This window comes from Enterobacter cloacae complex sp. R_G8, assembly GCF_024599795.1.
Lineage (GTDB): Bacteria > Pseudomonadota > Gammaproteobacteria > Enterobacterales > Enterobacteriaceae > Enterobacter > Enterobacter dissolvens.
The window spans coordinates 185,080-211,009 of record NZ_CP102246.1; the positions used below are offsets into that span (position 1 = coordinate 185,080).

At 53.8% G+C, this 25,930-nt stretch carries 25 protein-coding genes; 8 read left to right on the plus strand and 17 right to left on the minus strand.

Annotated elements, in window-relative coordinates; genetic code table 11:
- Positions 1 to 106: 106 nt before the first annotated feature.
- The 13 genes from NQ842_RS00910 to asnC form a co-directional block, all read right to left on the minus strand.
- Entirely contained in the window at positions 107 to 526 is a 420-nt protein-coding gene (locus NQ842_RS00910) for a F0F1 ATP synthase subunit epsilon (RefSeq protein WP_006177560.1), read from the minus strand.
- 20 nt (positions 527 to 546) lie between these two features.
- Complete coding sequence (atpD, locus tag NQ842_RS00915; RefSeq protein ID WP_003862362.1) at positions 547 to 1,929, minus strand: F0F1 ATP synthase subunit beta; 1,383 nt, start codon at positions 1,927 to 1,929, stop codon at positions 547 to 549.
- 31 nt (positions 1,930 to 1,960) lie between these two features.
- A complete protein-coding gene (atpG, locus tag NQ842_RS00920) occupies positions 1,961 to 2,824 on the minus strand; it encodes a F0F1 ATP synthase subunit gamma (protein WP_003862364.1) in 864 nt (287 codons plus the stop codon).
- A 51-nt stretch (positions 2,825 to 2,875) separates the two neighbouring features.
- On the minus strand, positions 2,876 to 4,417 hold the full coding sequence (atpA, locus tag NQ842_RS00925) for a F0F1 ATP synthase subunit alpha (protein ID WP_257256420.1): 1,542 nt from the start codon (positions 4,415 to 4,417) through the stop codon (positions 2,876 to 2,878).
- Positions 4,418 to 4,429: 12 nt separating this feature from the next.
- Positions 4,430 to 4,963, minus strand: coding sequence for a F0F1 ATP synthase subunit delta (gene atpH / locus NQ842_RS00930; RefSeq protein WP_013099407.1), 534 nt, complete (start codon positions 4,961 to 4,963; stop codon positions 4,430 to 4,432).
- 14 nt (positions 4,964 to 4,977) lie between these two features.
- Complete coding sequence (gene atpF / locus NQ842_RS00935; protein ID WP_013099406.1) at positions 4,978 to 5,448, minus strand: F0F1 ATP synthase subunit B; 471 nt, start codon at positions 5,446 to 5,448, stop codon at positions 4,978 to 4,980.
- 48 nt (positions 5,449 to 5,496) lie between these two features.
- On the minus strand, positions 5,497 to 5,736 hold the full coding sequence (gene atpE, locus NQ842_RS00940; RefSeq protein WP_000429386.1) for a F0F1 ATP synthase subunit C: 240 nt from the start codon (positions 5,734 to 5,736) through the stop codon (positions 5,497 to 5,499).
- A 49-nt stretch (positions 5,737 to 5,785) separates the two neighbouring features.
- Complete coding sequence (gene atpB / locus NQ842_RS00945) at positions 5,786 to 6,601, minus strand: F0F1 ATP synthase subunit A (protein WP_045285346.1); 816 nt, start codon at positions 6,599 to 6,601, stop codon at positions 5,786 to 5,788.
- An 8-nt stretch (positions 6,602 to 6,609) separates the two neighbouring features.
- Positions 6,610 to 6,990, minus strand: coding sequence for a F0F1 ATP synthase subunit I (gene atpI / locus NQ842_RS00950; protein ID WP_008500194.1), 381 nt, complete (start codon positions 6,988 to 6,990; stop codon positions 6,610 to 6,612).
- 616 nt (positions 6,991 to 7,606) lie between these two features.
- A complete protein-coding gene (rsmG, locus tag NQ842_RS00955) occupies positions 7,607 to 8,230 on the minus strand; it encodes a 16S rRNA (guanine(527)-N(7))-methyltransferase RsmG (RefSeq protein ID WP_046888854.1) in 624 nt (207 codons plus the stop codon).
- A gap of 107 nt (positions 8,231 to 8,337) precedes the next feature.
- Entirely contained in the window at positions 8,338 to 10,227 is a 1,890-nt protein-coding gene (mnmG, locus tag NQ842_RS00960; protein WP_046888855.1) for a tRNA uridine-5-carboxymethylaminomethyl(34) synthesis enzyme MnmG, read from the minus strand.
- Between the two features lie 374 nt (positions 10,228 to 10,601).
- A complete protein-coding gene (gene mioC, locus NQ842_RS00965) occupies positions 10,602 to 11,051 on the minus strand; it encodes an FMN-binding protein MioC (protein ID WP_257256421.1) in 450 nt (149 codons plus the stop codon).
- A gap of 90 nt (positions 11,052 to 11,141) precedes the next feature.
- On the minus strand, positions 11,142 to 11,600 hold the full coding sequence (gene asnC, locus NQ842_RS00970; RefSeq protein WP_008500198.1) for a transcriptional regulator AsnC: 459 nt from the start codon (positions 11,598 to 11,600) through the stop codon (positions 11,142 to 11,144).
- A gap of 151 nt (positions 11,601 to 11,751) precedes the next feature.
- Between asnC and asnA the strand changes: the two genes are divergently transcribed.
- On the plus strand, positions 11,752 to 12,744 hold the full coding sequence (gene asnA, locus NQ842_RS00975; protein WP_257256422.1) for an aspartate--ammonia ligase: 993 nt from the start codon (positions 11,752 to 11,754) through the stop codon (positions 12,742 to 12,744).
- On the opposite strand, the gene viaA is transcribed toward asnA, so the two are convergent.
- Positions 12,745 to 14,196 carry an ATPase RavA stimulator ViaA gene (gene viaA, locus NQ842_RS00980; RefSeq protein WP_257256423.1) on the minus strand — a complete coding sequence of 484 codons (1,452 nt, stop codon included), beginning with the start codon at positions 14,194 to 14,196 and terminating at the stop codon, positions 12,745 to 12,747. It lies immediately after the preceding gene.
- Entirely contained in the window at positions 14,190 to 15,686 is a 1,497-nt protein-coding gene (gene ravA, locus NQ842_RS00985) for an ATPase RavA (RefSeq protein WP_047360515.1), read from the minus strand. The genes viaA and ravA overlap by 7 nt, the downstream gene beginning before the upstream one ends.
- Positions 15,687 to 15,909: 223 nt before the next feature.
- Between ravA and kup the strand changes: the two genes are divergently transcribed.
- The 7 genes from kup to rbsR all read left to right on the plus strand — a co-directional run bounded on the left by kup (position 15,910) and on the right by rbsR (position 23,826).
- Positions 15,910 to 17,778, plus strand: coding sequence for a low affinity potassium transporter Kup (gene kup, locus NQ842_RS00990; protein WP_014833820.1), 1,869 nt, complete (start codon positions 15,910 to 15,912; stop codon positions 17,776 to 17,778).
- 194 nt (positions 17,779 to 17,972) lie between these two features.
- Entirely contained in the window at positions 17,973 to 18,392 is a 420-nt protein-coding gene (gene rbsD, locus NQ842_RS00995) for a D-ribose pyranase (protein ID WP_257256424.1), read from the plus strand.
- Positions 18,393 to 18,399: 7 nt separating this feature from the next.
- Positions 18,400 to 19,905: a ribose ABC transporter ATP-binding protein RbsA gene (gene rbsA / locus NQ842_RS01000; protein ID WP_014833818.1), complete on the plus strand. Its 1,506-nt coding sequence runs from the start codon at positions 18,400 to 18,402 to the stop codon at positions 19,903 to 19,905.
- Between the two features lie 4 nt (positions 19,906 to 19,909).
- Positions 19,910 to 20,875: a ribose ABC transporter permease gene (rbsC, locus tag NQ842_RS01005; RefSeq protein WP_029883505.1), complete on the plus strand. Its 966-nt coding sequence runs from the start codon at positions 19,910 to 19,912 to the stop codon at positions 20,873 to 20,875.
- 27 nt (positions 20,876 to 20,902) lie between these two features.
- Positions 20,903 to 21,793 carry a ribose ABC transporter substrate-binding protein RbsB gene (rbsB, locus tag NQ842_RS01010; protein WP_013099394.1) on the plus strand — a complete coding sequence of 297 codons (891 nt, stop codon included), beginning with the start codon at positions 20,903 to 20,905 and terminating at the stop codon, positions 21,791 to 21,793.
- Between the two features lie 107 nt (positions 21,794 to 21,900).
- The gene (rbsK, locus tag NQ842_RS01015; protein WP_257256950.1) at positions 21,901 to 22,830 is read left to right on the plus strand and encodes a ribokinase; all 930 of its coding nucleotides are present in this window, start codon (positions 21,901 to 21,903) and stop codon (positions 22,828 to 22,830) included.
- A 3-nt stretch (positions 22,831 to 22,833) separates the two neighbouring features.
- Positions 22,834 to 23,826, plus strand: a complete 993-nt coding sequence (gene rbsR, locus NQ842_RS01020) for a ribose operon transcriptional repressor RbsR (RefSeq protein ID WP_014833815.1) — start codon at positions 22,834 to 22,836, stop codon at positions 23,824 to 23,826.
- Here rbsR and mdtD read toward each other — a convergent pair.
- Both mdtD and NQ842_RS01030 read right to left on the minus strand, forming a co-directional pair.
- Positions 23,792 to 25,225: a multidrug transporter subunit MdtD gene (mdtD, locus tag NQ842_RS01025; RefSeq protein ID WP_014833814.1), complete on the minus strand. Its 1,434-nt coding sequence runs from the start codon at positions 25,223 to 25,225 to the stop codon at positions 23,792 to 23,794. The two genes, rbsR and mdtD, sit on opposite strands and share 35 nt — an antisense overlap.
- Positions 25,222 to 25,929 carry a FadR/GntR family transcriptional regulator gene (locus NQ842_RS01030; protein WP_014833813.1) on the minus strand — a complete coding sequence of 236 codons (708 nt, stop codon included), beginning with the start codon at positions 25,927 to 25,929 and terminating at the stop codon, positions 25,222 to 25,224. Before NQ842_RS01030 ends, mdtD begins: the two co-directional genes overlap by 4 nt.
- Position 25,930 lies beyond the last annotated feature (1 nt).

Genomic DNA, 25,930 nt, shown 5'->3' on the forward strand with positions numbered 1-25,930 from the left:
AAAAACGTTTGGTGCTTAAAATTCTACATCTTTTTCGTCATGAATTAAGGACGAAAAAAAAGCCAGCCTGGTATCCAGACTGGCTTTTGTGCTTTTCAAGCCGGTGTTACATCGCTTTTTTGGTCAACTCGATAACGCGCAGTTTGGCGATCGCTTTGGCCAGCTCCGCAGACGCCTGAGCGTAATCCACGTCACCATGAGAGCTGCTAATGTGCTCTTCAGCCTTACGCTTCGATTCCAGGGCTCGCGCTTCGTCGAGATCCTGGCCACGAATAGCGGTATCGGCCAGAACGGTCACACTGCCAGGCTGCACTTCAAGAATGCCGCCGGACAGATAGATAAACTCTTCGTGACCGAACTGTTTAACGATGCGGATCATACCAGGCTTAATGGCGGTGAGCAGCGGTGCGTGACCCGGGAAAATACCCAGTTCACCTTCACTACCCGTTACCTGGATTTTCTCGACCAGACCAGAGAACATTTGTTGCTCTGCGCTGACGACGTCCAGGTGGTAAGTCATTGCCATATCACCCTCCGATTAAGGCGTTAAAGTTTTTTGGCTTTTTCCACAGCTTCTTCGATGGAACCAACCATGTAGAACGCCTGCTCCGGCAGGTGATCGTATTCGCCTTCCATGATGCCTTTAAAGCCACGGATGGTGTCTTTCAGGGAAACGTATTTACCTGGAGAACCGGTGAATACTTCCGCAACGAAGAACGGCTGGGACAGGAAGCGCTGGATCTTACGCGCACGTGCTACCACCAGTTTGTCTTCTTCAGACAGTTCATCCATACCCAGGATGGCGATGATGTCTTTCAGTTCCTGGTAACGCTGCAGCAGGGACTGTACGCCACGCGCGGTGTCGTAGTGTTCCTGACCAACAACCAGTGGATCCAGCTGACGGCTGGTGGAGTCCAGCGGGTCAACGGCCGGGTAGATACCCAGAGACGCGATCTGACGGCTCAGTACCACGGTTGCATCTAAGTGCGCAAAGGTGGTTGCTGGTGATGGGTCAGTCAAGTCATCCGCAGGTACGTATACCGCCTGAACGGAAGTGATAGAACCGGTTTTGGTAGAGGTGATACGTTCCTGAAGGACACCCATCTCTTCCGCCAGCGTTGGCTGGTAACCTACCGCTGAAGGCATACGACCCAGCAGTGCAGATACTTCAGTACCGGCCAGGGTGTAACGGTAGATGTTATCAACGAACAGCAGAACGTCACGGCCTTCGTCACGGAACTTCTCAGCCATTGTCAGGCCAGTCAGCGCAACGCGCAGACGGTTTCCTGGTGGCTCGTTCATCTGGCCATAAACCAGGGATACTTTGTCCAGAACGTTGGAGTCGGTCATTTCGTGGTAGAAGTCGTTACCCTCACGAGTACGTTCACCTACGCCCGCAAATACGGAGTAACCGGAGTGCTCGATCGCGATGTTACGGATCAGCTCCATCATGTTTACGGTTTTACCTACACCCGCACCACCGAACAGACCAACTTTACCGCCCTTCGCAAACGGACACATCAGGTCGATAACTTTGATACCGGTTTCCAGCAGTTCCTGAGAGCTGGACAGCTCTTCGTAGGAAGGTGCCGCGCGGTGGATAGCCCAACGCTCTTCTTCACCGATGTCGCCTTTCATGTCGATTGGCTGACCCAATACGTTCATGATACGACCCAGTGTTGCTTTACCTACCGGGACTTCGATCGGGTGCTCAAGGTCTTTTACTTCCAGACCACGACGCAGACCGTCGGAAGAACCCATCGCGATGGTACGCACGATACCGCCGCCGAGCTGCTGCTGAACTTCCAGCACCAGGCTCTCGTTACCATTCTGTACCTCAAGCGCGTCGTACACGCGTGGTACGGCGTCCTGAGGGAACTCGACGTCCACCACGGCGCCGATTACCTGGACAATCTTTCCAGTAGCCATCTTGAATCCTCTACGTAATTCGTAAACCTGGTTAAACCGCGGCGGCCCCCGAGACGATCTCGGTGAGTTCCTGAGTAATGCTGGCCTGACGAGCTTTGTTGTAAACCAACTGCAGCTCTTTAATCAGGCTGCCGCCATTATCGGTCGCGGCTTTCATCGCCACCATTCGTGCGGCCTGCTCGCTGGCCAGGTTTTCTACAACGCCCTGATAAACCTGAGATTCAACGTAACGACGCAGCAGGGTATCCAGCAGCGGTTTCGGATCGGGTTCATACAGGTAATCCCAGGCTTTCTGTTTCAGCTCGTCATCTTCTGAAGCCGGCAAAGGCAACATCTGAGTGAGCGTTGGCACCTGAGACATGGTGTTAATAAATTTGTTGCTGACAACGTACAGTCTGTCCAGACGGCCTTCATCATAGGCCTGCAACATCACTTTAACCGGGCCGATCAGTTCGGACAGGGACGGGTTATCACCCATACCGGTCACCTGAGCGACAATGTTGCCACCAACGGAGTTAAAGAAAGAGACGCCTTTAGAGCCGATCAATGCGAGATCGCACTGAACGCCTTTATCAGACCAGCCTTTCATATCCGCCAGCAGTTTTTTGAACAGGTTAATGTTCAAGCCGCCACACAGACCACGGTCGGTCGACACCACCAGGTAGCCCACGCGCTTAACGTCGCGTTCTTCCAGGTAAGGGTGCTTATATTCCAGATTACCGTTTGCAAGGTGACCAATCACTTTGCGCATGGTTTCTGCATAAGGACGGCTGGCCGCCATGCGATCCTGCGATTTACGCATTTTGGAAGCGGCGACCATCTCCATCGCTTTAGTGATCTTTTGCGTGTTCTGGACGCTTGCGATCTTACTACGTATCTCTTTTGCGCCGGCCATGAGCTTCTCCTCAATGCCAGGCGGCTTGTCCTGAGACAAGCCGCCGGACGATTACCAGGATTGGGTTGCTTTGAAGGAATCGAGGATAGCTTTCAGCTTGCCTTCGATTTCGTCGTTATAGCCACCGGTCTGGTTGATCTCTTGCATCAGCGGAGCGTGATCACGGTCGACGTAAGCCAGCAGAGCGGCTTCGAAGCTACCGATTTTCGCCAGTTCCACATCTTCGAGGTAACCGCGTTCAGCCGCGAACAGTACCAGGCCCTGCTGAGCAACAGACATTGGTGCGTACTGTTTCTGCTTCAGCAGCTCGGTCACTTTCTGACCGTGGCTCAGCTGTTTACGGGTTGCTTCGTCCAGATCGGATGCGAACTGAGAGAACGCAGCCAGTTCACGATACTGTGCCAGCGCGGTACGGATACCACCGGACAGTTTCTTGATGATCTTGGTCTGAGCAGCACCACCTACACGGGATACGGAAATACCCGGGTTAACCGCCGGACGAATACCGGAGTTAAACAGGTTGGTTTCCAGGAAGATCTGACCATCGGTAATGGAGATTACGTTGGTCGGAACGAACGCAGAAACGTCACCCGCCTGGGTTTCAATGATCGGCAGCGCGGTCAGAGAGCCCGTTTTACCCTTCACTTCACCTTTGGTGAAGTTCTCGACGTATTCCGCGTTAACGCGGGAAGCACGCTCCAGCAGACGAGAGTGGAGGTAGAATACGTCGCCAGGGAACGCTTCACGTCCTGGTGGACGACGGAGCAGCAGGGAAACCTGACGATAAGCAACAGCCTGTTTAGACAGGTCATCGTATACGATCAGTGCATCTTCACCGCGGTCACGGAAGTATTCACCCATTGCACAACCGGCGTATGGCGCCAGGTATTGCAGTGCAGCAGATTCAGAAGCGGTTGCCACAACAACGATGGTGTTAGACAGCGCGCCGTGCTCTTCCAGTTTACGAACCACGTTAGAAATGGTGGACGCTTTCTGGCCGATAGCCACGTACACACATTTGATGCCGGAGTTACGCTGGTTGATGATGGCATCGATAGCCATCGCGGTTTTACCGGTCTGACGGTCACCGATGATCAGTTCACGCTGACCACGACCGATTGGGATCATGGCATCAACGGACTTATAACCCGTCTGAACAGGCTGATCTACGGACTGACGGTCGATAACGCCCGGTGCGATAACTTCGATTGGAGAGAAGCCATCGTGCTCAACCGGACCTTTACCGTCGATTGGTGCACCCAGGGTGTTAACAACACGACCCAGCAGGCCACGGCCAACCGGAACTTCCAGAATACGGCCAGTACACTTCACCTTCATGCCTTCGGCGAGGTCAGCGTATGGACCCATCACAACGGCACCTACGGAGTCGCGCTCCAGGTTCAGTGCGATAGCGTAACGGTTACCCGGCAGGGAAATCATCTCACCCTGCATACAATCGGCCAGGCCGTGGATGCGGATAACACCGTCACTTACAGAAACAATAGTACCTTCGTTATGAGCTTCGCTCACAACATTGAACTGAGCAATGCGCTGCTTGATCAGTTCGCTGATTTCGGTGGAATTCAGTTGCATGCTCCAGTCCCCTTAAGACTGCAAGACGTCTGCAAGGCGTTCAAGACGGCCGCGTACGCTGCCATCAATGACCATATCACCCGAGCGGATGATTACGCCTGCCATTACAGACTTATCGATTTTGCAATTCAGCTTAACTTTGCGTGACAGACGTTTTTCCATCGCGGCGGTAATTTTCGCAAGCTGTTCATGACTCAGTTCAGTCGCAGAAGTTACTTCAACTTCAGCAGTAGCTTCACTAAGGGCACGTAAGTGCTCAAACTGCTCGAGAACATCCGGGAGCACACGGAGACGACCATTTTCTGCCATTACCTTAATCAGGTTCTGGCCGTTGGCATCCAGTTGCTCTCCGCACACGGCGATGAACGACGCGGCGAGGGTTTCAGGTGCTAATGCACCAGAAAGCAACTCGGCCATTTGTTCGTTTTTCGTCACCTCAGCGGCAAACGCCAGCATATTCTGCCAGCGATCGACATTTTGGTGTTCGACAGCAAAGTCAAAAGCTGCTTTGGCGTAGGGGCGAGCTACCGTAACAAATTCAGACATCAGCCCCTCCCTCCTTACAGTTCAGCGACAAGTTTGTCCACGATGTCGCTGTTAGCAGCTTCATCCACGGAACGTTCGATGATCTTCTCGGCGCCAGCAACAGCCAGAATCGCAACCTGCTTACGCAGTTCTTCACGAGCACGTTTACGCTCAGCTTCAATTTCAGCCTGAGCCTGTGTCACGATCTTAGTACGTTCCTGTTCTGCTTCAGCTTTGGCTTCGTCCAGGATCTGAGAACGGCGTTTGTTAGCCTGTTCAATGATTACCTGAGCTTCCGCTTTCGCTTTTTTCAGCTGGTCTGTCGCGTTGGCCTGTGCAAGGTCCAAATCTTTCTTTGCGCGTTCTGCAGAAGCCAGACCGTCAGCAATTTCTTTCTGACGTTTTTCGATGGCAGCCATTAAAGGCGGCCATACATACTTCATGCAGAACCAGACAAAGATAATAAACGCGATGGCCTGGCCGAGGATTGTTGCGTTCATGTTCACAGCACAATACCTCTTAAATTTCTGTGGCTTGGGGTTTTAAAACAACTACTACGCGACAGCAAACATCACGTACAGACCCAGACCTACAGCGATCATTGGGATAGCATCCACCAGACCCATAACGATAAAGAACTGAGTACGCAGCAGAGGAATCAGATCAGGTTGACGCGCAGCGCCTTCCAGGAATTTGCCCCCGAGGATGCCGATACCGATCGCAGCACCGATAGCCGCCAGACCCATCATCACAGCGGCAGCCATGTACAGCAGATCCATATTCAGGTTTTCCATGACAGTCTCCAGTTTGTTTCAATTAAAACGTAGTAGTGTTGGTAAAAAATCAGTGCTCTTCAGACGCCATCGACAGATAGACGATCGTCAGAACCATGAAGATAAAGGCTTGCAGCGTAATGATCAGGATGTGGAAAATGGCCCACGGCACATTCAGAACCCACTGTGACCACCACGGCAGAAGACCCGCGATCAGAATGAAAATCAGCTCACCCGCATACATGTTGCCGAACAGTCGCAGACCCAGTGAAACAGGTTTGGACAGCAGGCTAACGCCTTCCAGGATCAGGTTGACCGGAATAAACGCCCAGTGGTTGAACGGCTGCAAGGTAAGCTCTTTCACAAAGCCGCTTACGCCTTTCATTTTGATGCTGTAGAAAAGAATCAGGATAAACACGCCCAGCGCCATCGACAGGGTGATGTTCACGTCAGCAGACGGAACCACGCGCAGAGCAGGCAGACCGAAGACATGCTCGCCAATCCACGGCAGGAAATCGATAGGCAGAAGGTCCATCAGGTTCATCAGGAACACCCAAACGAACACGGTCAGGGCCAGCGGAGCAATCAGCTTGCTCTTACCATGGTACATGTCTTTCACGCTGCCATGGACGAAGCCAATGATCATTTCGATGAACGTCTGGAATTTCCCTGGAACACCGCTGGTCGCTCTTTTAGCAACACCGCGGAACATGGCCAGGAACAGAAGACCCAAAACCACCGAGAAGAACATGGAGTCGATGTTGATCGTCCAGAAGGTGGCCGGGGGGTTATGCGGATCCACCAGCGAGAATGTACGCAGGTCCAGCTGAAGGTTATTCAGATGGTGACCTATGTAATCCTGCGGCGTCATATTTTCTGAAGCCATGATGCCTTTTACCCTTTGTTATTGATTACAGCTGGAGCCAGAACTTGTACCACCAGCACCAAAACCCACGTAGCTATCAGCGGCATGAATACCACTTTCAAAACCGCCAGCGCCATCACCAGTAGAGCAAAGGTCAGCAACACCTTACACACTTCGCCGAGGGCGAAGGACCAGGCCACGCGGCCTTTGGCGGGTGTATGCGCCTGATGACGCCAGGCAAAAATCATAAACAACACGTTTGGCAGAACCACCGCCAAACCCCCGCACACGGCGGAGATGCCCCAGAAGGGGTCTTTGAGGCTAAACAGCAGTCCACTTGCTATCACAGCCAGAAACTGAATGAACAGAAGCTTACGAGCAACGTTTCTACTCAAGAGCGACACAGACATCACGTTTTTACTCCTGCTCCCTTCGAGGTATGCCGCGTGTCGTATAAAACGTCCTTTAAGGCTCAGAGTCAAGCATCAAAAAGCGGTCAAATTATACGGTGCGCACCCGTGATTTCAAACATTAAGTAGCGAAAAGGTGAATAAATGTTTAAATATTTTTCCCCACCGCTATTTTTTAACTTTTGATGAAAGCCCCGACCTTCGGCCAAAACTGCAAACAGCGCGAAAACGTTGGCTACAAAGCGTGCACGAGATCACAAAACACACATTTGCGATAAGGTTGTATTTATCAAACACGTAAATCGCCTTATTTCATCTTTCTGAAATTAAAGACAAAATGTCGCAACTATTTTCAAAACAGCCCCGTATACAATAAAAACCTTTTATTGACATTCTTAATAAATATTTAACATTGCATTCTGGTTGCTGCTTTCCACTTTTAGCAGGCTGATATTTTCGTGGTTGATTATCTTCAGGGTGAACAATGGTCATGAAGTTAACCGTTAGAAAACCCTTAGTAAAAACAAGGTTAAATTATCTCCGGCAAAATCCGCTGTGTTGTGCTGTTTTTTAACACGGACAGAACAGCACAAATTCCACATTTTTTATTAATTTTTTAAAAATTGTTTGGCTTAATTATCACCAGATGACGTTCACCTTCGAGCTGAGGGATCTGTAACTTCTCAATGGATTCGACCACAAAACCCTCCGGAAGCTGTTCAATTTCCTCGCCAGGCAACTGACCTTTCAGCGCATAAAAACGGCCATTCTCTGCCGGTAAGTGCTTACACCAGCTCACCATGTCATTAAGCGAAGCGAAGGCACGGCTGATGACACCGTCAAACGGTGGCTCTGCCGGGAACTCCTCTACCCTGCTTTGTACTGGCGTGATGTTCTCAAGCTTCAGCTCATGCTGTACCTGGCGCAAAAAACGCACGCGCTTGCCAAGGCTATCCAGCAGCGTGAAATGGCTTTCCGGGCGGACAATCGACAGGGGAATACCCGGCAGGCCAGGACCCGTGCCCACATCGATAAAGCGCTCACCGTTCAGGTACGGCGCCACCACAATGCTATCGAGAATATGGCGAATCAGCATCTCGTTGGGGTCGCGTACGGAGGTGAGGTTGTACGCTTTATTCCATTTGTTCAGCATATCGACATAGGCCACCAGCTGATTTTTCTGGTGATCGGTGAGCGAAATACCTGCCTGATCCAGCAGACGAGAGAGTTTATTGAGCACGGTGAATACCTGTTGAGAGACTTAAGTGGCGGGTGGCGCTTCGCTAACCCGCCCTACGGAGTTCTGTAGGCCCGGTAAGCGCAGCGCCACCGGGCGAATTACACATGTTACGCGCTACGGCGCAGCATGCCCTGCTTTTTCAGCCACACCAGCAGAATCGAAATCGCGGCGGGCGTGACACCGGAAATACGGGAGGCCTGGCCAATCGACACGGGTTTATGATCGTTCAGTTTAGCGATCACCTCATTGGAAAGGCCCGTCACCTGACGATAGTCCAGCATTTCCGGCAGCAGCGTGTTTTCGTTACGCTGCTGTTTTTCGATCTCATCCTGCTGACGCGCGATGTAACCTTCGTATTTCACCTGGATTTCAACCTGCTCAGCCGCTTCAGCGTCTTCAAGACCCGGAGCAAAGGCGGTAAGTTTCACCAGATTCTCATAGGTCACTTCCGGACGACGCAGCAGGTCTTCACCACTGGCTTCGCGGGAGAGCGGCGCAGTCAAGTGAGCGTTCACTTCGGCAGCGGTTTCGGCCTGCGGATTGACCCAGGTCGTTTTCAGGCGCTGACGTTCCTGCTCAATGCGCTCCAGCTTCTCGTTGAAGCGCGCCCAGCGTTCGTCATCCACCAGACCCAGCTCACGACCCATTTCGGTCAGACGCAGGTCGGCGTTATCTTCGCGCAGCATCAGGCGATATTCCGCACGAGAGGTAAACATACGGTACGGCTCTTTGGTACCCAGCGTGCAGAGATCGTCGACCAGCACACCCAGATAGGCCTGAGAGCGCGCCGGAGCCCAGCCCTCTTTCTCGGCAGAGAAGCGGGCGGCGTTCAGACCCGCCAGCAGACCCTGCGCAGCCGCTTCTTCGTAACCGGTCGTGCCGTTAATCTGACCCGCGAAGAACAGACCGTGGATGAATTTGCTCTCCAGGGTCGGTTTCAGGTCTCGTGGATCGAAGAAATCGTACTCAATGGCGTAGCCAGGGCGAACGATTTTCGCGTTCTCCATCCCCTGCATTGAGCGAACAATCTGCATCTGCACATCGAACGGCAGGCTGGTGGAGATGCCGTTCGGATAAATTTCGTTGGAGGTCAGCCCTTCAGGCTCCAGGAAGATCTGGTGCTGGTTACGATCGGCAAAGCGCATCACTTTGTCTTCGATCGACGGGCAGTAACGCGGGCCGATCCCTTCGATCACGCCAGCGTACATTGGGCTGCGATCGAGGTTATTGCGGATCACGTCATGGGTTTTTTCGTTGGTATGCGTGATATAGCACGGTACCTGCTGCGGATGTTGTGCCGCATTGCCCATGAACGAGAAGACCGGCATTGGGTTATCACCGTGCTGTTGTGCCAGCACGCTGAAATCAATGGTGCGCGCGTCAATACGGGGTGGCGTACCGGTTTTCAGACGGCTCACACGCAGCGGCAGTTCACGCAGGCGGCGTGACAACGGGATAGAGGGCGGATCGCCAGCACGGCCACCGCTGTAGTTATCCAGACCGATATGGATCTTACCGTCCAGGAATGTCCCAACGGTAAGGACAACCGCTTTCGCGCGGAATTTAAGCCCCATCTGGGTGACAGCGCCCACGACACGATCGTTCTCAACAATAAGATCTTCCACCGCCTGCTGGAAGATCATCAGGTTAGGCTGATTCTCCAGGGCGGTACGCACTGCCTGACGGTAAAGCACGCGGTCTGCCTGAGCACGGGTCGCACGTACGGCGGGGCCTTTGCTCGCGTTTAGTATCCTAAACTGGATGCCTGCCTGATCGATCGCTTTCGCCATCAGGCCGCCAAGTGCATCCACTTCTTTTACCAGGTGTCCTTTCCCAATGCCGCCAATCGCCGGATTACAGGACATTTGTCCCAGCGTGTCGATATTGTGTGTCAAAAGCAGGGTCTGCTGACCCATTCGCGCTGCGGCCATTGCGGCCTCAGTGCCTGCATGACCCCCGCCAATGATAATGACGTCAAAAGGATCCTGATAAAACATGGTGGTCTGCCTCGCGTAAAGCGGTATGAAAATGGATTGAAGCCCGGGCCGTGGATTCTACTCAACTTTAGTCTTTCGAGAAAGCATTGGGATCCTGGGCTATTAAAAAGAAGATCTTTTTATTTAGAGATCTGTTCTATTGTGATCTCTTATTAGGATCGACGACCTTTGTGGATAAGTCCGATCTCATAAAGAAGATCATGAAGTTAGAAAGGATCGTTTGCTGTGAATGATCGGTGATCCTGGCCCGTATAAGCTGGGATCAGATCGCGACTTTATGCACAGGCCAAAAACGACTTCGCCGTTGTCCTTTGGATAACTACTGCTTAATACGAGCTTTTAACCAGAGTTATCCACATCTGTTCGCGCGATCTTTAATCGTTTTTGAGTAATTTTTTCCATTCACCCAGCCAGATCTCGGCCGGATCCTCCGGAATATCATGATCGAGGATGTTGATCTTCAGCGTTTCACCCACCTGTTTTGCTCCACAGGCGGTTACTGCCGCTTTAACTTTCTCAATAGCACCGCAGAAGGTGTCATATTCGCGACTGCCAATACCCACCGCGCCAAAACGGACGTTTGACAGGTCTGGCTGCTGTTCCTGCAGTTCGTCATATAAAGGCTGGAGGTTATCCGGAAGATCGCCTGCGCCATGCGTGGAGGTGATCACCAGCCAGACCCCATCAGTCGGGAGATCTTCAAGCAAAGGCCCGTGCAGCGTTTGTGTGGAAAATCCCGCATCCTCCAGCTTCTCAGCCAGATGTTCCGCTACATATTCCGCGCCGCCAAGGGTGCTGCCGCTGATAAGGGTAATGTCCGCCATTGATCGCTCGCTCAGATAAAGAGAGGGCCATTGTACGCTGTGAACGGGTTGGGATCTACCTGTGGAAAATGTGGGTATGGATTTGCCCGATCAGGGGCGGATGGTACGCATGATCGGGTTTTGCAGGGAGATCAACGTCTCGGTGGACTGAATTTCATCGATTGTTTGGATCTTGTTGATAAGTACCTGCTGGAGGGCGTCGATGGATCGACACATCACCTTGATAAAGATGCTGTAGTGGCCGGTGGTGTAGTACGCCTCCGTCACTTCATCGAGCGCGTTCAGCTTCGCCAGCGCGGAAGGATAATCTTTTGCGCTTTTAAGAATAATGCCAATAAAGCAGCAGACGTCATAACCCAGCTGTTTTGGACTGACATCGATACGTGCCCCGGTAATGATCCCTGCCTGTTTCATCTTCTCTACACGAACATGAATCGTCCCCGGGCTGACGCCAAACTGCTTCGCCAGTTCGGCATAGGCGGTACGGGCATTGGCCATTAACGCCTCCAGGATGCCGCGGTCCAGATTATCGATCTGATAATTTTCCATAGCTTTTTCTTATGAAGATTAATGAATCACTCTATTCTAGCGTTAAATTTTGACGAATCAAAAGTGAATGAGGCTTTTTGTTGTTTGATTATTGAATTGAATGCCTTTTCTGTTGCTTAATCAACACCAACAGGACGCAGGAGTATAAATAATGAAAACCGCTTATATCGCAAAACAACGCCAGATCAGTTTCGTTAAATCTCATTTTTCCCGCCAGCTGGAAGAGAAGCTGGGTCTGATTGAAGTTCAGGCACCGATTCTCAGCCGCGTGGGTGATGGGACGCAGGATAACTTGTCCGGATGCGAAAAAGCGGTGCAGGTTAAAGTGAAAACACTGCCAGACGCCCAGTTCGAAGTGGTTCATTCCCTCGCGAAGTGGAAGCGTCAAACCCTGGGACAGCACGACTTCAGCGCGGGTGAAGGGCTTTACACGCACATGAAAGCCCTCCGCCCCGATGAAGACCGCCTGTCTGCCATTCACTCCGTTTACGTTGACCAGTGGGACTGGGAGCGCGTAATGGGTGATGGCGAGCGCCATGTCGGCACGCTGAAATCCACCGTTGAAGCGATCTACGCCGGGATCAAAGCGACCGAAGCGGCCGTAAGCAAAGAGTTTGGTCTGGCACCGTTCCTGCCGGAATCGATCCACTTTGTTCACAGCCAGGAGTTGCTGAGTCGTTTCCCGGATCTGGATGCTAAAGGTCGTGAACGTGCGATCGTCAAAGAACTGGGTGCCGTCTTCCTGATGGGGATCGGCGGTAAGCTGTCGGATGGTAAACGTCATGATGTTCGTGCACCGGATTATGATGACTGGAGCACCATGAGCGAGGGCGAATTTGCCGGTCTCAACGGCGATATTCTGGTCTGGAACCCGGTGCTGGAAGATGCGTTTGAGCTCTCTTCAATGGGGATCCGCGTGGATGCTGATGCGCTGAAACGCCAGCTGGCGGTGACCGGTGATGAAGATCGTCTCACGCTGGAATGGCATCAGGCGCTGCTGCGCGGTGAGATGCCGCAGACCATTGGTGGCGGCATCGGCCAGTCCCGTCTGACCATGCTTCTGCTGCAACTCTCGCATATTGGTCAGGTTCAGTGTGGTGTCTGGCCGCAGCAGGTACGCGAAAGCGTCAGCTCGCTGCTGTAATTAACGCTGCCAGCGTCTGAGCAGGCGGCTACGTAACCCGGTATCAAAGCGCCAGATATGATCGAAGATGCGCATGATGCCGGGTTTTCCATGGGCGGACATCGCCACTGCGTGGAAACGGTGCTGATGCACCCGTTGCAGCTCCTTCACTTTATTCACCACGTCATCCGGCAGCCGCTGGGCAATAAAATCAGAAATCACCACCGCGTCAGCGTCGTACCAGTCGCCGCCCTGCATACGTTCCACAATGCTGCGAAAACAGCTGGCCAGATCGGTACCGCCGCGAAAACGCTGGCTTAAAAAGCGGATCGCCTGCTCAAGCCCCTGTTGATTCGTCAGTTCGTAGCTCACCACTTCGCTGGAAAAGAGCATGATAAAGCAGCGACGTCGATCGGCGAGCGCCACCCGCATCAGCGCCAGGCAGAACGCTTTTGCACACTGTTCGTTGAAACCGCCCATCGATCCGGATGTATCCACACAAACGATAAATGGGCCGCGCGGTTGCTCATCAAAATCCTGATGGACTACCGGACGCTGGCTGATTTTTTCGCGCCAGGCTTCGCCATGCAGGCGATAGGTCAGAAGCTGTTTTTCCACCAGCCGACGATAAAACTCATATTCCAGCTCGGTCATCCCGAGCGTGCTCAGTTCCGTAGGCAGCAGACGTAAAATATCATCGCTTTGCTGGAGCCCATCTACCTGTTCGGGCACGGTGGCCGGTTCCCGCACCAGGGTGCGGAAGGTTTCCATTGGGGCATCCTTCTTTGGGACCGATTTAGCCTCCCTTGAGCGACCCAGCTGTTCCGCAAGCTTCATCAGCTCGGGCTGCTGCGCCAGGAAATCACCATACCGGACAATCAGCTGATAATCCCCACGCCTGATTTGGCCTGCACTCATATCCCAGAGACGTCCGGCGGCGTTTTCATTCTCTACCAGTACCTGCTCCAGCTGACCGCTTAAGGTCATGCGTTCCTGAACTTCGCTGAGCAATTGTTCACGCTCTTCATCCAGCAGCTGCTGGTTCAGCGTCGTGGCCTGCACCACAAGGCTGAGGCGCCAGCGCTGTAAAAAGAGGGTGTGTAGCGCGGGCGTAAAGGTGGCGTTATCGGTGACCAGCGCCCGGGCCTGGCTGGCAAACGGGGAGTGGACTTTATCGAGTAACGTCAGGGTTTGCGGGATCTGAACGATAAACTGCGACGTAGTAAGCCGCTGGCACTGCTGATAGCAGGCCACCTCTTCGGTTAACTCCTGTGGCACTTCGGTCTCTTTAAACCGCTGTCGCAGGTTGTCCCGCCAGCGCGGGAGATCGTCCGTCATCGCTTTTTTTAGCTTCGGGAATTTTTCAAAAAACGCCGCCAGTTGAGGAGACGCCAGAAGAGTAATGATCACCTCTTCAATCAACCCATCTTCGCTGACGGCCAGCATGACGTTAAGTGTATCCAGCGTTAGCATTGACGAGCCTGTTTGATCTGCGCGCTCACATCCTGCAGGCTGGCTTCAATGCGACCTAACCAGTCGCTGTGAATAAAGAGGCACTTTTGCTGTTCGCTAAAGCGCGTATGTTGCTGATGCCATTCGGTATCCAGCGCCTCCAGTTGCTGTTTGATCTCTTCCGGCACGCTGTCAGAGGCGCTTCCAGGAAGGGCAAGGCGCGATCCCTGCAGGCTTACATCGCGGATCACCAGGTGCTGACTGCTGTCCACTTCCATATTCAAAGGCTGTGCAAAACCAATACCGTTGAGCTTGCCGCGGATCTCTCCACCCTTATCAAGCCACTGGGCCAGCGCGTCACGCTCAAGCGTAATGTGCACCACCTGCATGTCATGGAGTTTAAGCGGCTGCTGGAGAAGCAGCGTCAGCGTTGGGCTGGTCAGCTCAGCGGGCAGTTCGTAGTGCGGTTTACGGGCGAACATGCCGCCAAGACGGTTCACCTTCAGCGCGGTTTTATCACTTTGCTGCTGCTGTAGCTGAATGCGCCGTTGGGCAATCGCCCCAAGCTGGTTGAGCATTGATTGCTGGCCCCAGGCGTGTCCGGTCATCAATATTTCAAGCTGCTGCTGCATCAGATTCATCCCTTCGGCATCGTGCCAGAGGCAGTCTTTCAGCAGGATCAGATCGATAGGGGCAACCGCGTCGCGCCCGCTGAACAGGGCGCTGGCCTGCAGCAGACGGATTGCTTTTTTCCAGCGACGGTCGGAAACATAAGGTGCAGAAGGAAGGAGATCGAGCTGCTGACGGAGCTGGTAGATCAGCTCAAAAACCGCGTCCGGCAGTGTGATCTTGCCGATATCCACCTGCCACTGCTGATACTCCTCGTCCGTGACCTGCAGTGACGCGGCTACCGGGTTTTCATTTTCATCCTGCAGGCTGGTCAGCATGGAGCGGAAGTTCGATTTATCCTGCACTTTGTCCAGCCACAGGCGGATCAGCATGCGGTCATACAGTGCTTCAAGGCTGCTGTCAGCCTCGGGAAGTTCGTTCGAGGCGGCCACCAGCAGGCGCATCGGGATTTTCTCTTCACTGGCGCCGTTGCGGAACCGGCGTTCGTTAATCGCCGTGAGCAGGGTGTTCAGAATTGCCGGTCCCGCTTTCCAGATCTCATCAAGAAAAACAATCTCCGCTTCCGGTAGATATCCCTCAGTCAGACGCTGATAACGCCCCTCATCTTTCAGCGCCTGAATGGACAGTGGGCCGAAAACTTCTTCAGGGGTGGAAAAGCGGGTCATCAGGTATTCGAAGGCGCGCGCATTCTGGAAGGCGAATTTGAGCCGGCGGGCAATCAGGCTTTTGGCAATGCCCGGAGGCCCAAGCAGAAATACGCTTTCACCGCTCAACGCCGCCAGTAAACAGAGGCGGATGGCGTGGCTACGCTCGAAAAGGCCTTTCTCCAGCGCGCTGCTGAGACGGGAAATTCTTTCTGCTAATAAATGTGAGTGAGCCATAATAGTTTTTGCATCCTTTCGCCGTCGTGGCGGCCAATTGAAGCGAGTATAGACGTTTCAGTCAGGGCTGGTAATAGACTGAAGTGCGGCGCAATTTTCTTTGCGCTACATTAAAGCGGTTGCATTTAGGGGTTCGATTTTGCAACGAATCAGGCATACTGTGCGCTTTTTGTGGACCAAGGGACCAGGAACACATTTGTTATTTAAACGAAAAGACTAGTCTATGAGCACTGATAATAAGCAATCATTACCCGCAATTACGCTTGCGGCGATCGGGGTTGTCTACGGTGATATCGGCACCAGCCCGCTTTATACGCTTCGTGAATGTCTGTCCGGCCAGTTTGGCTTTGGTGTTGAACGCGATGCCGTATTTGGCTTCCTGTCCCTCATCTTCTGGCTGCTGATCCTGGTGGTTTCTGTTAAATATCTCTCCTTTGTGATGCGTGCAGATAACGCAGGTGAAGGCGGGATCCTGACCTTGATGTCCCTTGCGGGGCGCAACACCTCTGCCAGAATGACGTCGGTACTGGTCATCATTGGCCTGATTGGCGGCAGCTTCTTCTATGGGGAAGTGGTCATCACGCCTGCTATCTCGGTGCTCTCGGCGATAGAGGGGCTTGAGATTATCGCGCCGCAGCTCGATACGTGGGTGGTTCCGCTGGCGATAATCGTCCTGACGCTGCTGTTTGTGATCCAGAAGCACGGTACCGGGCTGGTGGGGAAACTCTTCGCGCCGATTATGCTCGCCTGGTTCCTGATCCTGGCGGCGCTTGGCTTGCGCGGTATCATTGATAACCCGGAAGTGCTTCAGGCGCTGAACCCGTACTGGGCTGTCCATTTCTTCCTCGAATACAAAGTGGTGTCCTTCGTGGCGCTCGGCGCCGTTGTGCTCTCTATCACCGGTGTTGAGGCGCTGTATGCGGATATGGGGCACTTCGGCAAACTGCCTATTCGCCTGGCGTGGTTTATCGTGGTATTGCCCTCTCTGGCGCTGAACTACTTTGGTCAGGGTGCGCTGCTGCTGAAAAACCCGGAAGCGATTAAGAACCCGTTCTTCCTGCTGGCTCCGGAGTGGGCGTTAGTACCGATGCTGATCCTTGCCACGCTGGCGACGGTTATTGCCTCTCAGGCGGTGATTTCCGGCGTGTTCTCTCTGACGCGCCAGGCTGTGCGTCTGGGCTATCTCTCTCCGATGCGTATTATTCATACCTCAGAGATGGAATCGGGTCAGATCTACATCCCGTTTGTTAACTGGCTGCTCTATTTCGCTGTGGTGATTGTGATCGTCAGTTTTGAGCACTCCAGCAACCTCGCGGCAGCGTACGGTATTGCGGTGACGGGGACGATGGTGCTGACATCGCTTCTTTCCACTACGGTGGCGTACCGAAACTGGCACTGGAACAAATTCCTCGTGGCGATGATTCTGGTGGGCTTCCTGTGCATCGACGTACCGCTGTTCTCTGCCAACCTCGACAAGATTGTCTCCGGTGGCTGGCTGCCGCTGACGCTGGGTCTGGTGATGTTCATTGTGATGACCACGTGGAAAAGCGAGCGCTTCCGTCTGCTGCGTCGTATGCATGAGCACGGTAACTCCCTGGAGGCGATGATTGCCTCGCTGGAGAAATCACCACCGGTTCGTGTGCCGGGTACGGCAGTGTATATGTCTCGTGCGTTGAACGTTATTCCGTTCGCCTTGATGCATAACCTCAAGCACAACAAAGTGCTGCATGAGCGGGTCATCCTGCTGACCCTGCGCACCGAAGATGCGCCTTATGTTCACAACGTGCGCCGTGTGCAGATTGAGCAACTGTCGCCAACCTTCTGGCGCGTGGTGGCAAGCTACGGCTGGCGTGAAACGCCGAACGTGGAAGAGGTCTTCCACCGCTGCGGCCTGGAAGGCTTAAGCTGTCGAATGATGGAGACATCGTTCTTTATGTCGCACGAGTCGCTCATTATCGGCAAACGCCCGTGGTATCTGCGTCTGCGCGGCAAGCTTTACCTTATCCTGCAGCGTAACGCCCTGCGTGCGCCTGACCAGTTTGAGATCCCGCCTAACCGCGTGATCGAGTTGGGGACGCAGGTCGAGATTTAAGCTCCTTAAAATGCCGGGTGGCGCTTCGCTTACCCGGCCTACTCATACTCACTGTTCCCGCCAAAATTTACTTCTCATTTCACTTAGCGAAACGTTTCGACGCTGATCACAAATCTGTTACGTCACGGTGGTTTTCTGAACACTCTTAAGACTAAACTGATGTTAGCGAAACGTTTCGCTAGTGGAGCAAGAAAATGAAGAAAGGCACGGTTCTCAACTCAGAAATCTCGTCGGTTATTTCCCGTCTTGGGCATACCGATACGCTGGTGGTTTGCGATGCAGGCTTACCGGTTCCGCGCAGCACAACCCGTATTGATATGGCGTTAACGCAGGGCGTGCCCTCGTTTATGCAGGTACTGGAGGTGGTGACCGCGGAGATGCAGGTTGAGTCGGCCATTCTCGCCGCGGAAATCAAACAACATAATCCGCAACTCCACGAAACGTTGCTCAATCACATTGAGCAACTGCAACAACACCAGGGAAACATCATAGAAATTCGTTACACAACACACGAACAGTTCAAACAACAAACCGCAGACAGTCAGGCGGTGATTCGCAGCGGGGAGTGTTCCCCGTATGCGAATATTATTCTCTGTGCTGGCGTCACCTTCTGAGGCCATCATGGACGCATTACTGCAACTTAAAGGGATCGATAAATCGTTCCCGGGCGTAAAAGCCCTTTCTGGCGCGGCGCTGAACGTTTATGCCGGACGCGTGATGGCGCTGGTGGGCGAGAATGGCGCCGGCAAATCCACCATGATGAAAGTGTTGACCGGTATCTATCAACGCGATGCCGGATCACTTTTGTGGCTGGGTAAAGAAACCACCTTCAGTGGCCCAAAAGCCTCGCAGGAAGCGGGGATCGGCATTATTCACCAGGAACTGAACCTGATCCCGCAGCTCACTATTGCGGAGAACATCTTCCTTGGCCGCGAGTTTGTTAACCGGTTTGGCAAAATTGACTGGAAAACGATGTATGCCGAAGCGGATAAACTGCTGGCGAAGCTGAACCTGCGCTTCAAAAGCGACCGCCTGGTGGGCGAACTTTCCATTGGCGACCAGCAGATGGTGGAGATCGCGAAGGTGCTGAGCTTTGAGTCGAAGGTCATCATTATGGATGAGCCGACGGACGCCCTGACCGATACCGAAACCGAATCCCTGTTCCGCGTCATCCGCGAGCTGAAATCGCAGGGGCGTGGGATTGTCTATATCTCTCACCGTATGAAAGAGATTTTCGAGATTTGCGACGACGTTACCGTCTTCCGCGACGGGCAGTTTATTGCCGAACGCGAAGTGGCGACGCTGACAGAAGACACGCTTATCGAAATGATGGTGGGACGCAAGCTCGAAGACCAGTACCCGCACCTCGACAAAGCGCCGGGTGAGATCCGCCTGAAGGTGGACAACCTCTGTGGCCCGGGCGTGAACGATGTCTCCTTTACCCTGCGCAAAGGAGAAATTCTTGGCGTGGCGGGGTTGATGGGCGCGGGCCGTACCGAGTTGATGAAAGTACTCTACGGTGCGCTGCCGCGCACCAGCGGTTATGTCACCCTTGATGGCCATGAAGTCGTCACGCGCTCCCCGCAGGATGGACTGGCGAATGGCATTGTCTATATTTCTGAAGACCGTAAGCGCGACGGCTTAGTGCTCGGCATGTCGGTAAAAGAGAACATGTCTCTTACCGCCCTGCGTTATTTCAGCCGCAGCGGCGGCAGCCTGAAACACAAAGATGAACAGCAGGCAGTCAGCGATTTTATCCGCCTCTTTAACGTGAAAACCCCCTCAATGGAGCAGGCGATTGGCCTGCTGTCCGGCGGTAATCAACAGAAAGTGGCGATTGCACGTGGGCTGATGACGCGCCCGAAAGTGTTGATCCTCGATGAACCAACCCGCGGCGTGGATGTGGGGGCCAAGAAAGAGATCTATCAGCTGATTAACCAGTTCAAGGCCGACGGCCTGAGCATCATTCTGGTCTCTTCCGAGATGCCAGAGGTATTAGGCATGAGCGATCGCATTATCGTCATGCATGAAGGGCATCTCGGCGGTGAATTCACTCGCGAGCAGGCCACCCAGGAAGTTCTGATGGCTGCCGCTGTGGGCAAGCTTAATCGCGTGAATCAGGAGTAAGAAGATGACTACCCAGGCTGTTTCTGGTCGCCGTTATTTCACAAAGGCATGGCTGATGGAACAAAAATCGCTGATTGCCCTGCTGGTGCTGATCGCGATTGTGTCGACCATGAGCCCCAATTTCTTCACCGTGAATAACCTGTTCAACATCCTTCAGCAGACCTCCGTGAACGCCATTATGGCGGTCGGGATGACGCTGGTGATTTTGACATCGGGTATCGATCTGTCCGTCGGTTCCCTGCTGGCGCTCACCGGTGCGGTTGCTGCTTCAATTGTCGGGATTGAGGTTAACGCGCTGGTGGCTGTTGCCGCTGCGCTGGCGCTGGGCGCGGCGATTGGTGCTGTCACCGGGGTTATTGTGGCGAAAGGTCGTGTTCAGGCGTTCATTGCGACACTGGTCATGATGCTGCTGCTGCGCGGTGTCACCATGGTGTATACCAACGGAAGCCCGGTTAACACCGGCTTTACGGACAACGCCGATCTGTTTGGCTGGTTCGGTATCGGTCGTCCGCTGGGTATTCCGACACCGGTCTGGATCATGGCAATCGTCTTCCTGGCGGCGTGGTACATGCTGCATCATACGCGTCTGGGTCGTTACATCTATGCGCTGGGCGGTAACGAAGCGGCAACGCGTCTGTCCGGTATCAGCGTCAATAAAGTGAAAATTATCGTTTACTCACTGTGCGGTTTGCTGGCCTCGCTGGCGGGCATCATCGAAGTGGCGCGCCTCTCTTCCGCGCAGCCAACGGCGGGTACGGGGTATGAGCTGGATGCCATTGCGGCAGTGGTTCTGGGCGGTACGAGTCTTGCGGGCGGTAAAGGTCGCATTGTTGGGACATTGATCGGCGCACTGATTCTCGGTTTCCTGAATAATGGTTTGAATTTGTTAGGTGTTTCCTCCTATTACCAGATGATCGTTAAAGCAGTGGTGATTTTGCTGGCGGTGCTGGTAGACAACAAAAAACAGTAACTGACGACACTACAGGACATCTTAGATATGAACATGAAAAAACTGGCTACCCTGGTTTCTGCTGTCGCGCTGAGCGCAACCGTAAGTGCTAACGCTATGGCGAAAGACACCATCGCGCTGGTTATCTCCACGCTTAACAACCCGTTCTTTGTCTCCCTTAAGGATGGTGCGCAGAAAGAAGCCGACAAACTGGGCTACAACCTGGTGGTGCTGGATTCGCAGAACAACCCGGCGAAAGAGCTGGCTAACGTGCAGGACTTAACCGTTCGCGGCACCAAAATCCTGCTGATCAATCCAACCGATTCTGACGCCGTGGGTAACGCCGTTAAGATGGCAAACCAGGCGAAGATCCCGGTGATCACCCTGGACCGTCAGGCAACGAAAGGCGACGTTGTGAGCCACATTGCGTCTGATAACGTGCTGGGCGGAAAAATCGCGGGTGACTATATCGCGAAGAAAGCAGGCGAAGGCGCGAAAGTTATCGAACTGCAGGGGATTGCCGGTACGTCTGCAGCCCGCGAGCGTGGCGAAGGTTTCCAGCAGGCGGTTGCTGCTCACAAATTTAACGTGCTGGCCAGCCAGCCTGCCGACTTCGACCGCACTAAAGGTCTGAACGTCATGCAGAACCTGCTGACCGCGCACCCTGACGTGCAGGCGGTGTTCGCACAGAACGACGAAATGGCGCTCGGTGCGCTGCGTGCCCTGCAGACTGCAGGTAAATCTGATGTGATGGTTGTCGGATTTGACGGCACACCAGATGGAGAAAAAGCGGTAAATGATGGCAAACTGGCGGCGACCATCGCTCAGCTGCCTGAGCAGATCGGCGCGACTGGCGTGCAGACTGCCGACAAAGTGCTGAAGGGCGAAAAAGTTCAGGCTAAATATCCAGTTGACCTGAAACTGGTCATCAAGCAGTAAAAAGGCGATTCAGGCAGTCGCTGGCTGCCTGAGGGACACCAATAAAGAAAAGTGTGGCATACGCCACCGGGTAACACCGGTGGCGCTCTCAGATGGACAGCTCAACCATGAAAACCGCAGGCAACCTCGTCGTCCTTGGCAGTATCAATGCCGATCACATTCTTAACCTTGAATCCTTCCCGACGCCGGGCGAAACCGTCACCGGTAACCATTACCAGGTGGCATTTGGCGGTAAAGGTGCCAACCAGGCGGTTGCAGCAGGACGCAGTGGGGCAAATATCGCGTTTATCGCCTGCACGGGTGATGACGATACCGGCGAGCGCGTGCGTAAACAGCTCGCCAGCGATAACATCGATGTTGCGCCAGTCAGCGTTGTTGCAGGGGAATCGACCGGCGTGGCGCTGATTTTCGTCAACGCGGAAGGTGAGAATGTCATCGGTATTCATGCTGGTGCGAATGCCTGTCTTACGACGGAACGCGTTGAAGCACAGCGCGAGCTTATTGCCAGTGCCGACGCGTTACTGATGCAGCTGGAATCGCCCGTGGAAAGCGTACTGGCGGCCGCTGACATTGCGCATCAAAATCATACCACTGTCGTACTTAATCCTGCGCCTGCCCGTGTACTATCAGATGAACTGCTGGCGCGGGTGGACATCATTACGCCGAACGAAACCGAAGCGGAAAAACTGACGGGCATTCGTGTTGAAAATGATGATGACGCAGCGCGTGCCGCGAAAGCGTTGCATGATAAAGGTATCGGCACCGTTATCATTACCCTCGGCAGCCGCGGCGTGTGGTCAAGCGTAAATGGCGAAGGCCGTCGCGTGCCTGGCTTTAAGGTCAAGGCGATTGACACCATCGCGGCAGGCGATACGTTTAACGGAGCATTGGTGACAGCGCTGCTGGAAGGAAAGGGAATGGACGATGCTATCCGCTTTGCGCATGCTGCTGCGGCTATCGCCGTCACGCGCAAAGGTGCCCAGCCCTCCGTTCCATGGCGTAAAGAGATCGATGAATTCTTAAGTCAGCAGGGGTAACGCTTGGCCACAATGAAAGATGTCGCCCGCCTGGCGGGCGTTTCTACGTCGACAGTCTCCCACGTCATTAATAACGATCGCTTCGTCAGCGAGGCGATTCGGGAGAAAGTTGAAGCCGCAGTTAAAGATCTCAACTATGCGCCGTCTGCGCTGGCCCGCAGCCTGAAGCTCAACCAGACGCGCACCATTGGCATGCTGATCACCGCCAGTACGAATCCCTTTTATTCTGAACTTGTTCGCGGTGTGGAACGCAGCTGCTTCGAACGTGGCTACAGTCTGGTGCTGTGCAATACCGAAGGGGACGAGCAGCGCATGAACCGTAATCTGGAGACGCTGATGCAAAAACGCGTCGACGGGTTACTGCTGCTGTGTACCGAAACGCATCAGCCCTCGAAAGAGATCATTCAGCGTTATCCGTCTATCCCCACGGTGATGATGGACTGGGCGCCGTTCGACGGTACCAGCGATCTGATTCAGGATAACTCCCTGCTGGGCGGAGATATGGCAACCCAGTATCTGATCGACAAAGGCCATACCCGCATCGCCTGTATTACCGGTCCGCTGGATAAAACTCCGGCGCGTCTGCGTCTTGAAGGGTACCTTTCCGCGATGGCTCGGGCGGGACTCGCGGTTCCGGAGGGTTACCGTATTACCGGTGATTTTGAGTTTCATGGCGGTTTTGAGGCGATGCAGACGCTGCTGGCGCAGACACCGCGTCCGCAGGCCGTCTTTATTGGCAACGACGCCATGGCATTTGGAGCATATAAGGCGTTGTATCAGGCGGGATTGCGTGTTCCGGACGATATGGCGGTGATTGGTTATGATGATATCGAACTGGCCAGCTACATGACCCCGCCGCTGACCACGATCCATCAGCCAAAAGATGAACTGGGTGAGCTGGCCATTGATGTACTGATCCACCGAATGGCGCAGCCCACGCTGCAGCAGCAACGTCTGCAGCTTACTCCTGTTCTGATGGAACGGGGTTCGGTTTAGCTTTTGTTTTGTGGCGTTCTTTAATCAGGTTCCGGCCATCTTTTGGTTTTAACAGCATAAAGACCAGCGCTGAAACCACGGTAAGTACGCCCATCGTGATAAACGTATAGTGGAACTGCTCGACGGTGTTCGCGCTGTCAAAACCTTCATAGAACCGCAGTACCGCCGCACTGACGGCCACCCCGAGACTGATCGATAACTGTTGAGTCACCGCCAGCACGCTGTTGCCACTACTGGCGTTGTCGTCAGTCAGATCCGCGAGAGTAATCGTGTTCATTGACGTGAATTGCGTCGACATTGCCATACCCAGCACAAACAACGGCAGAATTAGCATCCAGACCGGCAGTGAAGCCGATTGCAGGGAGAACTGCGCAATCATCAGTCCGATAAAGACCGTTACGCCAACCAGCGTCTTCCGATAGCCAAACCAGCGCAGCACCTGTGTGACGGTCGATTTTGCCAGTATCGATCCCATGGCGGTGGGCGCCATCATGCAGCCGGCAATCAACGCCGGATAGCCGAAACCCACCTGCAGCATCAGTGGCATCAGAAACGGTACGCAGCCCGTCCCCAGGCGCGAGGCGATATTCCCGGCGATACCTACCGAGAAAGTACGCGTATTAAACAGAGACAGCGAGATCAGCGGTGTCGGGTGACGGCGTGCATGACGTATATAAAGAAGGAACAGCAAAATACCGCTGAGAATGACGGACAGCGCAAGCCATGTCGCCACAATCTTTTCACCAAACAACTCCATCCCGCTGGAGAACAATACCAGGCTCAGACCAAACAAGAAAAAACCACCCATATCGAAACTGCGTCTTGGCGTGGTGAAGTTCGGCATATATTTGCGGGCATACAGCAGTCCCGCTACGCCAATTGGAATGTTAATCAGGAAGATCCAGTGCCAGCTGGCCCAGGTGACAAACACACCGCCGAGCACCGGGCCAAGTATCGGGCCGACCAGTCCGGGCATGGTGACGAAGTTGAGCACGGGAAGCAATTCACTGCGCGGATAGGCGCGCAAGAGTGCCAGGCGCGCCACGGGCATCATCATCGCACCGCCAATCCCCTGCAGGACGCGGAAGATAACCAGTTCGGTCAGAGAGGTTGATAATGCACAGGCCAGCGAACCGAGCGTAAAGAGCGTTACGGCCAGCATAAACACGCGACGGGTGCCGAAGCGATCGGCGAGCCAGCCACTCACCGGGATCAGCATCGCAACCGTCAGGGTATAACTGATGATGGCGGACTGCATCGCCAGCGGCGACCGGTTAAGGCTTTGCGCAATAGCGGGAAGCGCGGTGTTGAGAATGGTGGCATCCAGTGCCTGCATAAAGAACGCCATGGCTGCAATCCATGGCAGTCCGGCCATGCTGCGTGCTTTTTTCTGTGTCATTTATTCACCTGCTGGTGGGTTGGCGCGGCCAGTAATGCCTGACACGCGCTCAGGGCTCGTTGCCCGTCGCTCTCCTGAATGGCATCGACAATAGCCTGATGCAGATCCAGCTTCACCACTTCGTCTTGTGTAATAGAGGTAAAGTAGGTGTGGTACACCGAATGGAATAAAGAGGCAAAGGAGGTCAGGAACGGATTGGCGCTCATCATATAGATATGTTCATGCCAGGCCATATCCACCTCAACCCAGCGTTCGCGGTTGAAATGTTTTTTCAGGAATACCATCTCTTCCATTAAGGTGTTGAGCTGCGCTTTTTGTTCTGCTGTCCCGAGCGTGGCGGCGAGCAGGCAGGCCTGAGGCTCAAGACTGCTGCGCATTATCAGAAAGTGATCGACGACCTGATTGAAGTTGTCTTTTGTCATCCACCAGGAGAGAAGCTCCTGATCGAGGAAGTTCCAGTTGCTTTGTGGCATCACGCGCGTACCAATACGCGGACGCGGAAGCACCATGCCTTTTGCTGTTAAGGTTTTGACGGCTTCGCGAACGGCGGTACGACTTACGCCAAACTGCTCGCCCAGCTCCATTTCACCCGGCAGGATGCTACCCGGGGCATATTTACCCGCTAAAATCAGCTGAGCCAGCTTTTCTGCCAGCACATATGACAGGTTTTTTTGGGCTGCCAGCTGTTGTGCGCTCAATGGCATT

What these genes read in the sequence shown, in the direction of transcription:
- NQ842_RS00910 (WP_006177560.1), bottom strand. Translation starts at nt 526, where the DNA reads ATGGCAATGACTTACCACCTGGACGTCGTCAGCGCAGAGCAACAAATG.
- atpD (WP_003862362.1), bottom strand. Translation starts at nt 1,929, where the DNA reads ATGGCTACTGGAAAGATTGTCCAGGTAATCGGCGCCGTGGTGGACGTC.
- atpG (WP_003862364.1), bottom strand. Translation starts at nt 2,824, where the DNA reads ATGGCCGGCGCAAAAGAGATACGTAGTAAGATCGCAAGCGTCCAGAAC.
- atpA (WP_257256420.1), bottom strand. Translation starts at nt 4,417, where the DNA reads ATGCAACTGAATTCCACCGAAATCAGCGAACTGATCAAGCAGCGCATT.
- atpH (WP_013099407.1), bottom strand. Translation starts at nt 4,963, where the DNA reads ATGTCTGAATTTGTTACGGTAGCTCGCCCCTACGCCAAAGCAGCTTTT.
- atpE (WP_000429386.1), bottom strand. Translation starts at nt 5,736, where the DNA reads ATGGAAAACCTGAATATGGATCTGCTGTACATGGCTGCCGCTGTGATG.
- atpB (WP_045285346.1), bottom strand. Translation starts at nt 6,601, where the DNA reads ATGGCTTCAGAAAATATGACGCCGCAGGATTACATAGGTCACCATCTG.
- atpI (WP_008500194.1), bottom strand. Translation starts at nt 6,990, where the DNA reads ATGTCTGTGTCGCTCTTGAGTAGAAACGTTGCTCGTAAGCTTCTGTTC.
- mnmG (WP_046888855.1), bottom strand. Translation starts at nt 10,227, where the DNA reads ATGTTTTATCAGGATCCTTTTGACGTCATTATCATTGGCGGGGGTCAT.
- mioC (WP_257256421.1), bottom strand. Translation starts at nt 11,051, where the DNA reads ATGGCGGACATTACCCTTATCAGCGGCAGCACCCTTGGCGGCGCGGAA.
- asnC (WP_008500198.1), bottom strand. Translation starts at nt 11,600, where the DNA reads ATGGAAAATTATCAGATCGATAATCTGGACCGCGGCATCCTGGAGGCG.
- asnA (WP_257256422.1), top strand. Translation starts at nt 11,752, where the DNA reads ATGAAAACCGCTTATATCGCAAAACAACGCCAGATCAGTTTCGTTAAA.
- viaA (WP_257256423.1), bottom strand. Translation starts at nt 14,196, where the DNA reads ATGCTAACGCTGGATACACTTAACGTCATGCTGGCCGTCAGCGAAGAT.
- ravA (WP_047360515.1), bottom strand. Translation starts at nt 15,686, where the DNA reads ATGGCTCACTCACATTTATTAGCAGAAAGAATTTCCCGTCTCAGCAGC.
- kup (WP_014833820.1), top strand. Translation starts at nt 15,910, where the DNA reads ATGAGCACTGATAATAAGCAATCATTACCCGCAATTACGCTTGCGGCG.
- rbsD (WP_257256424.1), top strand. Translation starts at nt 17,973, where the DNA reads ATGAAGAAAGGCACGGTTCTCAACTCAGAAATCTCGTCGGTTATTTCC.
- rbsA (WP_014833818.1), top strand. Translation starts at nt 18,400, where the DNA reads ATGGACGCATTACTGCAACTTAAAGGGATCGATAAATCGTTCCCGGGC.
- rbsC (WP_029883505.1), top strand. Translation starts at nt 19,910, where the DNA reads ATGACTACCCAGGCTGTTTCTGGTCGCCGTTATTTCACAAAGGCATGG.
- rbsB (WP_013099394.1), top strand. Translation starts at nt 20,903, where the DNA reads ATGAACATGAAAAAACTGGCTACCCTGGTTTCTGCTGTCGCGCTGAGC.
- rbsK (WP_257256950.1), top strand. Translation starts at nt 21,901, where the DNA reads ATGAAAACCGCAGGCAACCTCGTCGTCCTTGGCAGTATCAATGCCGAT.
- mdtD (WP_014833814.1), bottom strand. Translation starts at nt 25,225, where the DNA reads ATGACACAGAAAAAAGCACGCAGCATGGCCGGACTGCCATGGATTGCA.
- NQ842_RS01030 (WP_014833813.1), bottom strand. Translation starts at nt 25,929, where the DNA reads ATGCCATTGAGCGCACAACAGCTGGCAGCCCAAAAAAACCTGTCATAT.